The organism is Pseudonocardia sp. EV170527-09 (genome assembly GCF_008369905.1).
In the GTDB taxonomy this organism is placed as follows: Bacteria; Actinomycetota; Actinomycetes; order Mycobacteriales; family Pseudonocardiaceae; genus Pseudonocardia.
The window spans coordinates 44,163-57,305 of the sequence record NZ_VRMC01000014.1; the positions used below are offsets into that span (position 1 = coordinate 44,163).

Consider the following 13,143-nt stretch of genomic DNA (forward strand, 5'->3'; position numbering starts at 1 on the left):
CGACGAGGATCTGGTCGTCGGCATGGACGCCGCCACCGTCCGTCGTGGTGACACCGTGCTCCTCGACGCCGTCGACTGGCGGGTCGAGCTCGACGAGCGCTGGGTCGTGCTCGGCCCCAACGGAGCCGGCAAGACCACCCTGCTGCGCCTGGCCGGTGCCGAGCTGCACCCGACCTCGGGCACCGTCTTCGTGCTCGGCGAGCGGATGGGCCGGGTCAACGTGTTCGAGCTCCGCACCCGGATCGGCCTCACCTCGGCCAACCTGGGTGTGCGCATCCCGGGTGACGAGATCGTCTCCGACGTCGTCGTCTCCGCCGGGTACGGCGTGCTCGGTCGCTGGCGCGAGGAGTACGAGAACGACGACACAGGTCGGGCCCGGCAGCTGCTGGACCAGCTCGGGATGGGGCCGCTGGCCGGGCGCGCCTACGGCACGCTGTCCGAGGGCGAGCGCAAGCGCACCCTGATCGCCCGCGCGCTGATGACCGACCCGGAGCTGCTGCTGCTCGACGAGCCCGCCGCCGGGCTGGACCTCGGGGGCCGCGAGGACCTCGTCACCCGGCTCGCCGACCTCGCCGACGACCCGTACGCCCCGGCGTCGGTGCTGGTCACCCACCACGTCGAGGAGATCCCGCCCAACTACAGCCACGGTCTGCTGCTGCGCGAGGGCCGCGTGGTCGCCGCGGGGCTCCTGGACGAGGTCATGACCTCCGAGCCGCTGTCGGAGACGTTCGGGCTGCCGCTGACCGTCGAGCGTCGTGGCAACGGACGGTTCACCGCCTACCGGCGCGACTGACCCCCCGCCACGCGGGCGGTGGGGGAGGCGCCGGTTGGCGAGGGATCTTCCTCGGGATGGGCCGTTCGGCGTCTTCCCGAGGTACGTCCGGGCCGGTCGCGCGCGATGGTCGTGGTCAGCTGCGGGCCGGAGAACCCGGCCGGCACGACGACCGGACGGAAGGTGCACCGATGTCGGCTCCCCGACGCGACGACCCCACGCGGCCCCAGCGCCGCACTGCGGCCCCTCGGCAGTCACTGGTCGTGGGACTGACCGCGCTCACCGCCGTCGGGGTGTTCGGGGCGGCCGTCGCCGGTGCACCGGCCGGGGAGACCAGCGACTCCACCGAGGAGTGGGCCGCCTGGGCCGCGGGACAGCGGAACGAGGCGCTGCAGCCGGACGACGCGGAGATCCGGGCATCGCGCGATGCCGCCCCGGAGTCCGCGCCGGAGCCCGCTCCGACCCCGTCGGCCGCGGCGGAGCCGAAGCTGCCCTCGCTCGACGGCGTCGGTGTCGACGAGCCGGAGGTCGTGGCCCCCGAGACGCTGTTGCCCGCGGTGCCCTCGGCGCCGTCCGTGCTCGGCCCGGTCGTGGCCTCCGCACCGGTGGCCGCCGCGCCCGTCGCGCTGCCGGTCCCCGTGGCGTCGGCTCCGGTCTCGCTGCCGGTACCGGCAGCCCCCGTGCGCGAGGTCGTGACGCCGGTGGCCGAGTCGGCCGGAGAGGCCACCGACACCGTAGCCGCGTCCGCCGGAGACGCCACCGACACCGTGGGCGGGGCCGTCGCGACGACGCTCGACCGGCCCGTGGAGACCGTGGACTCCGCCGCCACCCCCGTCACGTCCCTCGTCGCCGCTGACCGGCCGTCCGAGGCGTCCGGTTCCGCGACGTCCGAGGGGGCCGCGGACGTGCCGACCGGTTCCGCCCGGCAGGCGGAGGTCGCCGAGGCCCTCACCGCGTTGGGCGTGCTGCCCGAGCCCGCTGCCCCGGCGGAGAGCGGCTCGCCGCAGCAGACGGAGGAGCCCGTGGCCGAGGGCACGCAGCAGGCCGCACCGGTCCAGTCCCTCCCGGCACAGCCCGCTCCCGAGCAGCCCGCACCGTCACAGCCTGCACCGGCGCAATCCGCTCCGGAGCAGCCCGTTCTCGCGCAGCCCGCACCGTCGTCGAGCGATCCCGCGCCGGAGGAGGGGGCGCCCGCCGCGGAGGGCACGCCGCAGTCCGCTCCGGTGGCCGCCGCACCCGAGGAGGTCTCGGAGCGGGAGGCGCTCTCGCTCGCCGACCAGTGGATCGCGCGGATGTCGGCTGGGGCGACCGAGCGCGGGCGGTTGTCCGAGATGGTCGCGCAGGCGCCGTCCCGCGGGGCCGCCGTCGCCGGTCAGTCCGAGCGCGCGCCCGGCGTCGACGGCACGTCCGCCCGGACCCCCACCGGCTCCGCCCCGGACGAGGCGACGCCGACCCGGACCGCCTCGGAGGTGGCCACCCAAGACGCGGTCGGCCCGGCCGGGGTCGCCCTCCCGCGTGCCGAGGAGGGGACCGACCGCGCGATCGAGCAGCAGGCGGTCGAGTTCGTGCTGGCCCAGCAGCAGGCCGCCCAGCAGCAGGCCGCCCAGCGAGAGGCGGCTGAGCAGAAGGCGGCTGAGCAGAAGGCTGCCGAGCGGAAGGCTGCCGAGCGGAAGGCGGCAGAGCGCAGGGCCGCCGCGCAGGAGGCGGCCGAGCAGCGGGCAGCCGAGCAGCGGGCGGCCGCACGGCAGGCGGCGGAGGAGCGTGCCGCGCGGCAGCAGGCCGAGGAACAGCGGGCCTCGGAGCAGTGCTCCACCGACGCGTCGTCGCTGTCGGTCTCGGTGAAGCAGAACGACGAGGGCAAGGTGACGGCCGTCCGCATCTCCGGCTTCGACGAGCACTGCTCGGGCCGTACCGCTCACGTCACCGTGAGCACCGACGACGGCGGCACGTCCGCGACGAAGACGATCAGCGGTTCCTCGGTGACCGTGTCCCTGGACGAACCGGTCGACCCCTCGTCGGTGAGGTCGACCGAGGTGTCGGTCGGCTGAGGACGGAGGCCGGACTGTGCAGGACCGGACGGGGCAGGACCCGGCGACGGGCGATGCCACCGACGAGTGGATCCCCGTCGACTGGACGGTGACCTGGGACGCGGGGCGCCCGAGGGGATCCGCCGGAGGAGCCGGACAGGCCTCCGGCCCGGCTCCCGTGGCCGGTCCGGAGCCGGATCCGCCGGTCCAGCCACCCCCTGCCCCGTCGTCGGCGCCGGACCTCCTCCCGCTCCCGGGCCGCGACCCCGCCGACCTCGGGGCGCCGGACCACGACCCTGCCGGCACCGGTGCGCGGGTCCGGGACCCTGCCGAGACCGGGACGCCGGTCCGGGACATCACGACGACGGCCGGGGCCGCCGGGCCGCAGGCGGGAGCCGGGGGCGCGGCCGATCCGGAGACCCGTGCCCTGCGGGTGACGCCGCAGGCGGCGGCTCCGCCGAGGTCCCCCGAGCGGACGGGAAGCGCGACCGGGGAGACCGCACCCCCGGCGACGACGGCGATCCCGGTGGTCACCGGCCGCACCACCCCCTCCGGCGGGAGCACCACCCCACCGGCGGGGTCCGGCTCCGCGGCCGGTCCGGTGCCCCGCGACGGGGCCGACCGGCGGACACCGCCACGCGGTCGGGCGCATCCGTCGTCCCGGCCGACCGCCGCGTCGCCGGACGGACCGCCGCCCGGCCCGGGGCGGCCGCGCTCGGTCCCGCAGCACCCGGACACGCCGCCGTGGCCGCGACGGCCCGCGCCGCCCGCCGGGACGAGGCCCGCACCGGTCCCGCTGCCGGTCGAGCACGCCGGTCCGGTCCGGCCCGTCGCGCCGAACGCCCCGATCCGCTACGCCGGGGACCAGCCGATGCACGGCTGGCGTCGCGGCGTCTACGCCGTCACCGCGGGCCGCTACAACCCCGGGCCGTCCCCGGCGCAGCTCGCCCGGCAGAACCTCATCCAGCAGATCCGTCGACCGCTGGCCGGGGTCCGCAGGATCGCGGTCGCCTCGATCAAGGGCGGCGTCGGCAAGACGACCGTGTCGGCATTGCTGGGGCTGGTGCTGGCGGAGAACCGCGGCGACCGGATCGTCGCCCTCGACGCCAACCCCGACGCGGGCACCCTGGCGGACCGGCTCACCGGCGATACCTCCGCGACGGTCCGGGAGCTGCTCGCGGGCGCCGCGCACGCGTCGTCGGTCCACGATCTCGACCGCTTCAGCAGCCTGGCCGGACGCCTGCGGGTCATCGCCTCGGAGCAGGATCCGGCGGCGGGGGAGTCGTTCAGCCGGGAGGAGTACGAGGCGGTCTGCGGGCTGATCGGCCGATTCGCCAACGTGCTCGTCACCGACTCGGGCACCGGGCTGGTGCACTCGGCGATGGAGGGGACGCTGACGCTGGCCGACGCGCTCGTCGTCGTGGGGACCCCGACCGTGGACGGGGCGACGCGGGCGTCGAGGACCCTGGACTGGCTCCACGGGCACGGGTTCTCCGCACTCGCCGAGCAGGCGGTCGTCGTGCTCTCCCAGGACCGGTGGAGCCGGGAGATCGACCGGAACGTGGTCCGCAGGCACTTCGAGTCCCGTGTCCGCGCCGTCGTGGAGCTGCCGTTCGACCAGCACCTCGCGCACGGTGGCCGGATCGACCTGGCCCGGCTGGCGCCGGCCACCGTCGACGCGGTCCTCCTGCTCGCCGCCCGGATCACCGACGGTTTCGAGGGCTGACCACCGGCCGTCGACGGGGGAAACCCCTGTGTTCGGTGGCCGCGCGACGCGCGGAGGCACACCGCGGGACCGGCCTGGCCATGATCGACGGTGGATCGGGTCCGTCCCGCCGGGGGCGGTGCACGCGTGCCCGAGGAGAGCGAGGTGGGACCGGTGACCGACGCCCGGGCCGAGTCCGTCGCGGACCCCCTGGTCGCGACCCTGGTCGGGCCGCACGTCCTGATCGCCGACGGGACCGAGGCGTCCCGGGAGCGCGGGTTCCTGTCCGGCCTGGGCCCGTCGGGGCCGCCGCTCGTCATGCTGGTCGGGACGGCCTACCGCCGGTCGGGCCTCGCGGCGGAGCTCCTCGGGCTGCTGCGCGAGGTGATGTCCGGCCCCGCGGGTGCCGACGGCGAGCTGTGGCTCGCGGTCACCGACATCGCCGCCCTGGGTGCCAGGCTGCAACAGGTCGTCGACGCCACCGGTGTCGCGCTCGTCGCCCCGTCGGGGGCCATGCGGTTCTCCGTCGGGTCCGGCATTCTCACCGGCCCCACGGTCGGCGGTGCGGGATGGGTGCGTTTCGCACCGGGGGCAGCCCCGCAGGCGCACGGCACCCGCTTCCCGCGCCCGGACTGGGAGGGCGCGCTGCCCGAGGAGCCCACGGTCGTCGAGGGCGCGGCCGTCGAGCCGGTGCCCGCCGGTCTCGCGGTCCGTGGCCTCCCCGCGCCGGAGGAGGGCCCCGGGGACGACGACGTGGCGCTGCGTGCCGTTCTCGACCGACGCTTCGTGCAGCTGCTCGTCGGCGGCGCCGGTGCCGTCCCGTCGCCGGAGGCGGTCGCCGCCGCCGCGCGGACGATCGCCTCCGACGGCCCCGTCCTGGTCGCGCCGCTCACCCCCGCAGCGCTCACCGACGGGTTCCCGGCGGCCCTGGGCGAGGCGCTCGGCACGGACTTCGCCCTGGGCACCGGTGTCGCGCTGCGGACGTCGTCGGGGGTGGAGACCTTCGCCGTCGAACCCGGGCGGGAGACCCGGATGCGTCCCTTCCCGACGGTGCTGCGCCAACGCCTCGACGGGGGGCAGGAGGTGCTGTCGGTGGGCCTCCCACCGGCCGGGTGGACCGCGCGGGGCTGCGGCTACGTCCGTGGCGACGTCGTCGCCACGGTCGTCCCCTCGGGCCTGGTCCTCGGTGCCGGGGACGCCGGGCCGGCGCCGGCCGATCCCCACGACCCGGCGGTCTGGACCCTCCACCTCGGTCACGACGGCGAGCCCGTCGGGGCGGAGCTCCTCGCCGCCGCCCGGTCGCTCGTCGACTCCCTCGACGACGAGCGCCGCGCCCGCCACCGGGTCCGGCTCCGCGGGGTCTGGGCCACCCCGGAGGACGCCGACCGCGCCGTCTCCCTCGGGCTGCTGCCCCGGCCGGCCCCGGCGAGCTGGGACACCACCGTACCCGACCTGCGGGTCGAGTCGGCCGGCCGCCCGATGCCCGTCCCGGCCGTCGCGGAACCGTCCACCCCCGGCGGCCACCCGACCCTCGGTGACGCACCGCAGCCGCCGGAGGCCGGCGACGGCGCGACCGGCGGTGCGGCCCCGCCACCGGCCGACGACGTCGTGCCCACGGGACCCGCCGCCGACGTCGGGCCGACCGGCTCCGTCACCGGGAACGGCGCCGCCGACGGTCCCGGTGCCGAGGACAGGGACCCCGCGGCCACGACCGGGCCCGCTGACCGGGCCGGGCCACCCGAGCTGCCACCGCTCGTCGTCGAGGACCGGCCCAGCACGGGCAAGGAACGCGAACGGTTCGTCGCCGCCGCCGGGGACCAGTACACCGAGGCACTGGCTACGGTCAACGCTGCGCTGGCGTCCTGGCCGTCGCTGCGCACCGGGGACGCGTCCGGTGTCAAGACCGACCTGGCCGCGGTGTGCCTGCACCTCGGCAACGGTGACCGTGGCGGCGGCGCCGTCAACGAGGGCGTCCGCGCCGGCCGTCGCGACCTGCCGGAGGGACAGCTGGCCTGCCTGGTCTCCGGGCTGCGCCGCCTCCCGACGCACCGGCGCCCGGTGCTGCGTCAGGGGCAGACGCCGCAACCGCCGTCGGACCACACCGTGGTGGGCGGGACGCTCGCCGAACCGGGATTCCTCAGTGCCACCGGCGAGCTCGACGTGACCGTCCCCGACGCCGGGTACGACGTCCTCATCTGGCCGACCACGGCGCGCCGCACGAGCGAGCTCGTCGCGGGCCGCCCCGTCGCCGAGGTCGTCTTCCCGGCCGGTACGCGGTTCCGGACCATCGGTGTGCGCGATGCGCCCGCACCCCAGGACGTCGACGGCGGGCCGGTGGCGCCGCGCCTCGCCCTTCTCGTCCGCGAGCTCGGCGCGGACGAGGGCGAGGGCTCCGGTGGCACCGAGGAGACCCGGATCGGCGAGCGCGACCAGGCGGCGCTGACCCGACTGGAGCGGGCCCTGGAGCGTCGCCGCCGGATGGTGCTGCGGACGGTGGAGGACCCGGATCTGGTCCGACGCCTCACCGTCCCGCTCCTCACGGTCGATGCGGGCGCGACCGGCGACTCGGCCGCCGCGTCGTGAGGTCGGCGAGGTCCCGCGTGGTCGGCCGGGCCGTGGCGCTCGGTGCGGCCGTGCTCGTCACGGCGCTGACCGCCCCACCGGCCCTCGCCGCGCCACCCGCCCTCGCCGCCCCGGCGGTCCGCCCGGGCTGCCTGCCCCCGCCCACGGTGACCGAGCCGACCCTGCCCTGGGCCCAGCGCCAGCTCGCGCCGCAGCGGGTGTGGCCGGTGACCCGGGGTGCCGGAGTGGTCGTCGCCGTCGTCGACACCGGGGTCGACGCCCGGACCCCGCAGCTCGCGGGCGCACGCGTCCTCCCGGGTGCCGACGTCGTGTCCGACGGCCCCGCCGACGACGACTGCTACGGCCACGGGACCTTCGTCGGCGGCATCATCGCCGCGCAGCCGGTCGCGGGCAGCGGGTTCGCCGGGATCGCCCCCGACGCGACGCTGCTGCCGATCCGGGTCACGGTCCCGGGCCCGGACGGCGACGCCGGCCGGGTGACCGCCGCGTCCCTGGCCGCGGGCATCCGCCGGGCCGTGGACGAGGGCGCCCGCGTGATCAACGTGTCGGCGAGCACCAGCATCCCGGACGCCGGACTCGCCGCGGCGGTGGCCCACGCCGCCGCCCACGACGTCGTCGTGGTCGCCTCGGCCGCCAACGGGGCACGCACGGGCGATCCCGTCACCTACCCGGCCTCGTACCCGACGGTGATCGCGGTCGGTGCCGTCGACGCCGAGGGCGGGCGCGCCGACTTCTCCCAGACCGGCCCGTACCTGTCCCTGGTCGGCCCCGGCAGCGACGTGGTCAGCATCGGACCGGGTGGGCCCGGCCACTGGCAGGGCAGCGGCACCAGCTACGCGGCGCCGTTCGTGGCGGGCACCGCCGCCCTCGTTCGCGCCTACCGGCCCGACCTGCGTGCCGACCAGGTCAAACACCGGTTGGAGACGACCGCGACGCACCCCGCGGTCCCGCTCCCCGACCCGGCACTCGGCTGGGGCACGGTGAACCCGGTCGACGCCGTCACGGCCGTGCTGCCCGAGGAGGGAACGGGGCGGGAGGCCGCCGTCGTCGCTCCACCGGTCCGCGCACCCGAGTCGGTCGCCCCGTCGTGGGGGCCGCTGACGGCGCTGCTCAGTGTGCTCGCCGCCGCCGGTACGGCCGCGGTGGTCGTGCTGCTGGTCCGGCTGGGCCCTGCCGCGCACCGTCGTCGGTGGGCCCCGCCCCGGCGCGTCGAGATCCGCGGAACCGCCCCGGCCGACGGTGGCGCGGGCGGTCCGGCGGACGACGGCGGTGTGCCGGAGCGGCCCACCGGCATCCGGGCCGGATGAGCGGGTCCCGGGTCGTCCCGGGACGACGGGGGACCCGGTGCGCGGTCGTCGACCGCGCACCGGGGCCCGTGCCGCAGCGGCGGTCAGTGCAGGGCGGCGTCCAGGTCGCGCGGCAGCGGCCGGGCCGGAGCGGCCAGGCCCGCCAGTGCAGCGGGGGAGAGCAGCTCGCCGACCTCGTCGGGGCCGAGCAGCCCCCGGGCCACCGCGATGTCGCCGACCGGACGGCCGGTGGCCAGGGACTCCTTGGCGATCTCCGCGCTGGTCGCGTAGCCGAGTGCGGGCGAGAGCGCGGTGACGATCCCGACCGACCCGCGCACCCCCTCCTCCAGGTGCTCACGGTTCGCGGTGATCCCGTCGACGCACCGGTCCGCCAGCGTGCGCGCCGCGGCCTCCAGGTGCGAGGCCGACCGGATCAGCCCGTAGACGATGATCGGTTCGAAGGCGTTGAGCTGCAGCTGCCCGCCCTCGGCGGCCATGGTGACGGTGAGGTCGTTGCCGATGACCTCGAACGCCACCTGGTTGACCATCTCGGGAATGACCGGGTTGACCTTCCCCGGCATGATCGACGATCCGGCCTGGGCCGGAGGCAGGTTGATCTCGGACAGGCCCACCGACGGGCCCGACGACGTCAGGCGCAGGTCGTTGCACACCTTCGAGAGCTTCACCGCGACCCGCTTCAGGACGCCGGAGACCTGGACGAACGCCCCGCAGTCCTGGGTGGCCTCGATCGGGTCGCCCGCCGGGACGACCTCTCGGCCGGTGATGTCGCGCAGGTGCGCGCAGGCCAGCCGTGCGTAGTCCGGGTGCCCGTTGATCCCGGTCCCGATCGCCGTGCCGCCGAGGTTGCTCTCGAGCAGCAGCTCGGCGGCCTCGCGCAGCCGGAGGCAGTCCTCGCCCAGCATGGTGGTGTAGGTGCCGAACTCCTGGCCCAGCGTCATGGGGACCGCGTCCTGCAGCTGGGTCCGGCCCATCTTGACGATGTCGTGGAACTCGGCGGACTTGCGCGCGAACGCGGCGGCCAGGTGCTGCAGGGCGACCATCAGCTCGTGCAGGTGGGATCCGATGGCGAGCCGGATCGCCGTCGGGTACACGTCGTTAGTCGACTGGCCCAGGTTGACGTGCGTCAGCGGGGCCAGCTCGGCGTAGTCACCCCGTCGGTGTCCGAGCAGCTCCAGGGCCCGGTTCGCGACGACCTCGTTGGCGTTCATGTTGGTCGAGGTGCCCGCGCCACCCTGGATCGGGTCGAGGGGGAACTGATCGGCCAGCGCGCCCGCGCGCAGCTCCCGGCAGGCCGCGACGATCGCGTCTGCCCGGCGCCCGTCCAACCGCCCGAGGTCCCGGTTGGCCAGGGCGGCCGCCTCCTTCACCGCGGCCAGTGCCTGCACCAGCCGCGGGAAACCCCCGATCGTCTCGCCGGTCACCGCGAAGTTGGCGACGGCCCGTGCCGTGTGCACCCCCCAGTACCTGTCCGCGGGCACCTCGACCGTGCCGAGGGAATCCCCCTCCGTACGCGTCATCGCGTTCATGGCTGCTCTCCACTCTTGACAACGACCGCCAGACTACTCAATGTTGGACGCGAAGTTCAAAACCCAGAGTGCAATATATTGCACGCGAACAGCAGCTAGGAGTCACAATGGCCGTGTCCCCGACGCCGTCGACGCCCCAGGAGCCACCGCCGCCGCGAGCCGGCCGCGGCTCCGTGGCCGGACGCGTGCACTGGCGTTTCTGGCGCTACCCGATCGGTGTCCAGTCGCTGATCGCGGTGGCCCTCGGTGCGGCGGTCGGCTGGGCGTTCCCCGCCGTCGGCGAGGGTCTGAAGATCCTCGGTGACGCGTTCCTGAACGCGGTCCAGATGGTCGTCGTCCCCCTGGTGTTCCCGCTGATCGTGCTGGGCATCTCGCGGATGGAGTCGGTCAAGAAGGTCGGCCGCATCGCCGGCAAGTCGATCCTCTACTTCGAGATCGTCACCACGGTCATCCTGCTGCTGGCCGTCGGCCTGGCGAAGGCGTTCGACCTCGGCGTCGGCGCCCCGACCTCGGGTGGCGACGCGGCCGCGGTGGGCGACCTCCAGCAGGGCGTGGACTTCCACGAGCTGCTGCTGCACGCGATCCCGAAGAACGTGTTCCAGGCGTTCGCGGAGGGCAACCTGCTCGGCGTCATCGTGTTCGCGACGCTGGTGGGCATCGCGCTGGCCGCGCTCGGGGAGAAGGCCCGCCCGGTCAACGACGTCCTCGACTCCTTCGCAGGCGCCATGTTCAAGGTCGTCGGCTACGTCATCGCGTTCGCCCCGCTGGGCGTGCTCGGGTTCATCGCCTACGACGTCGCGCACTACGGCTTCGGCAACCTGGTGAGCCTGCTCGGCTTCGTCGGAGTGGTCTACCTGGGGCTGATCCTCGTCCTCGGCGTGATCTTCCCGATCATCGCGGCGATCTACGGCGTGCGTTACGTCGCGATGCTGCGCTCGATCGGCGACCTGGCCGGGCTGGCGTTCGTCACCCGCAGCTCGGAGGCGGTCCTGGCCCCGCTGCTGGGTCGTCTCGAGCAGTTCGGCGTGAGCCGCTCGACCTCGTCGTTCGTGGTCCCGCTGGGCTACTCCTTCAACACCGACGGTTCGGTGCTCTACCAGGCCGTCGCCCTCGTGTTCATCGCCAACGCCTTCGGTCTCGACACCTCCTGGGGCAGCCTGCTGCTGATGGTCGGTGTGCTCGTCGTGCTGTCCAAGGGCATGGCCGGGGTCGCCTCGGCGTCGGTGGTCGTGCTGCTCGCCGCGAGCACGACGATCGGGCTGCCGCCCGAGGGCGTGGCGCTCCTGCTCGGCGTCGACTTCATCGTCGACATGGCCCGTACCGGGGTGAACGTCGTCGGCAACTCGCTGGCGGCGGCGGTCATCGACCGGTCGGAGATCCGGGGGGCCCGACGGCGCGGTGAGCCGCTGCCCGCCGACCTCGACGCTGCCGCCGACCCCGTCGCCGACCCCGCCGATGCCGGGACCGAGGCGGCCGCGGCTGCCGGGGACGGGCGTCCGGTCCGCACCGGGCCGGTCACGGCGGACCGTGCCGGGGCGCCCGCCCCGGACGAGCGGGTCGACGCCACGCAGGGATCGCAGGGCTGATGATCGCGCCGGAACGCACCCCGCACGCGACCGGGCCGGTCGCGGCGCGGGTCCCGACCGGGCCCGTCGCACCGGATGCCCCGGTGATCGGGATCCTGGGCGGCATGGGTCCCGCGGCCACCGCGGACTTCTACGCCAAGCTCGTGGACGCGACCCCCGCGGTCCGGGACCAGGAGCACCGCCGGGTCGTCATCTGGTCCGACCCGACGGTGCCCGACCGCACGGAGAGCCTGCAGGGGCGCGGGCCGGACCCCCTGCCCTGGCTGCGCGCGGGCGCGGAGAAGCTGCAGGAGGCCGGGGCGACGCACATCGCCATCCCCTGCAACACCGCCCACGCGTTCGTTCCGGCCTTGCTGCGTTACGTCGACGTCCCGGTCGTCCACATGATCGACGAGGTCGCCCGGCACCTCGCCGGCGCGGCGCCGCCGGTCCGGTGCGCGGGCCTGCTCGCGACCGACGGGACCGTCGGCACCGGGCTCTACCAGGACTGGTTGCACCGCAGGGGGGTCGAGGTGATCGTGCCCGACGCCCGCGACCAGCAGGCCGTGATGACAGCGATCCTGTCGATCAAGGCCGGTCGTCGCGGTGCGACCGAGACCGCGGTCCTGGCCGCGGTCGCCGACCGGCTCGCCAGGGCCGGTGCGGAGGCGGTCGTGGCCGGGTGCACGGAGATCCCGTTGTGCCTGGCCACGACCGACGTCACGGTGCCGCTGCTGGATCCGGCACGGATCCTGGCCCGGGCGATGGTCGCGTTGACCGCGCCGATTTAACGTGTCGTTGATATATCGTGTGCTGCATGCAGATCGCTCCCGTCCCGCGCCGCCTGCTCAGCGACGAGGTGTTCGCGCGTCTGCGCGACGCCATCGTCCGGTTCGAGCTGCTGCCGGGGGAGAAGGTCCGTGACACCGAGCTCGCGGAGCGGTTCGGCCTGAGCCGGACCCCGGTGCGGGAGGCGCTCAACCGGTTGGCGGACACCGGGCTGGTCGAGGCCAAGCCCGGTGTCTACACCCGGATCACCCCGCTGGACCGGACCGATGCCGAGCGCGCGCTGGCGGTGCTGCGGGCGCTGGACACCCTCGCCGTCGGCACCGCGGTGCCCCGGATGACCGCCGCCGACCTGGAGGAGATGCGTGCGGCCAACCGCGACTTCGAGCGTGCGGTGGTCTCCGACGACACCGACGCCGCCCTGGAGGCCGACGACCGCTTCCACGGCGTGCCGCTGCGCGTCGCGGACAACCCGACGCTGACCCGGATCGTCGAGCAGCTGCACCCGCAGATCCACCGGATCCTCTACCGCAAGTTCTCCACGCTGCTGGGCGGTCGCAACACGATCGAGCACCACGACGCGTTCGTGGACCTGTGCGCCTCCGGCGACGGCGCGGCCGCCGCGGCCTCGTCGGGGCAGCACTGGGAGCGGCTCGGCGGGCACATCACGGAGCTGTTCGCGACCAACCAGCTCGGCTGACCCGGTGCCGGCGCGGTACCCGCCGCGCCGGCACCGCGCCGGTCACCCGCCGTCGTCGGTGCGGGGTGTCTGCACCAGGCGCACCGACCGCCTGCGGTCGACGAACTGGCCCCGCCCGGGCGGCAGCGTGCGCGGCCGCACCGTCCCGAGGAAGCGGCCCTCCTCGCGCGGG

9 protein-coding genes are annotated in these 13,143 nt (G+C 75.5%); 8 read left to right on the forward strand and 1 reads right to left on the reverse strand.

Annotated elements, in window-relative coordinates:
- The first annotated feature begins 22 nt into the window (after positions 1–22).
- The 5 genes from FVA95_RS06385 (at position 23) to mycP (ending at position 8,394) form a co-directional block, all read left to right on the forward strand.
- A complete protein-coding gene (locus FVA95_RS06385; protein WP_083695224.1) occupies positions 23–793 on the forward strand; it encodes an ABC transporter ATP-binding protein in 771 nt (256 codons plus the stop codon).
- 170 nt (positions 794–963) lie between these two features.
- Entirely contained in the window at positions 964–2,820 is a 1,857-nt protein-coding gene (locus FVA95_RS06390) for a hypothetical protein (RefSeq protein ID WP_149663369.1), read from the forward strand.
- 16 nt (positions 2,821–2,836) lie between these two features.
- On the forward strand, positions 2,837–4,525 hold the full coding sequence (locus FVA95_RS32690; protein ID WP_240051313.1) for a MinD/ParA family protein: 1,689 nt from the start codon (positions 2,837–2,839) through the stop codon (positions 4,523–4,525).
- A gap of 126 nt (positions 4,526–4,651) precedes the next feature.
- Complete coding sequence (locus FVA95_RS06400) at positions 4,652–7,087, forward strand: hypothetical protein (protein ID WP_149663370.1); 2,436 nt, start codon at positions 4,652–4,654, stop codon at positions 7,085–7,087.
- A gap of 17 nt (positions 7,088–7,104) precedes the next feature.
- Positions 7,105–8,394, forward strand: coding sequence for a type VII secretion-associated serine protease mycosin (gene mycP / locus FVA95_RS06405; RefSeq protein ID WP_149663371.1), 1,290 nt, complete (start codon positions 7,105–7,107; stop codon positions 8,392–8,394).
- 83 nt (positions 8,395–8,477) lie between these two features.
- On the opposite strand, the gene FVA95_RS06410 is transcribed toward mycP, so the two are convergent.
- A complete protein-coding gene (locus FVA95_RS06410) occupies positions 8,478–9,911 on the reverse strand; it encodes an aspartate ammonia-lyase (RefSeq protein ID WP_161992214.1) in 1,434 nt (477 codons plus the stop codon).
- Positions 9,912–10,027: 116 nt separating this feature from the next.
- On the opposite strand from FVA95_RS06410, the gene FVA95_RS06415 reads away from it, so the two are divergent.
- From FVA95_RS06415 to FVA95_RS06425, 3 genes are read left to right on the forward strand one after another with little or no spacing between them, the layout of a single operon-like run.
- Positions 10,028–11,506 carry a dicarboxylate/amino acid:cation symporter gene (locus FVA95_RS06415; RefSeq protein WP_149663373.1) on the forward strand — a complete coding sequence of 493 codons (1,479 nt, stop codon included), beginning with the start codon at positions 10,028–10,030 and terminating at the stop codon, positions 11,504–11,506.
- Positions 11,506–12,276: an aspartate/glutamate racemase family protein gene (locus FVA95_RS06420; protein ID WP_149663374.1), complete on the forward strand. Its 771-nt coding sequence runs from the start codon at positions 11,506–11,508 to the stop codon at positions 12,274–12,276. The genes FVA95_RS06415 and FVA95_RS06420 overlap by 1 nt, the downstream gene beginning before the upstream one ends.
- 26 nt (positions 12,277–12,302) lie before the next feature.
- Positions 12,303–12,971, forward strand: coding sequence for a GntR family transcriptional regulator (locus tag FVA95_RS06425; protein WP_149663375.1), 669 nt, complete (start codon positions 12,303–12,305; stop codon positions 12,969–12,971).
- The last annotated feature ends 172 nt before the right edge of the window (positions 12,972–13,143 follow it).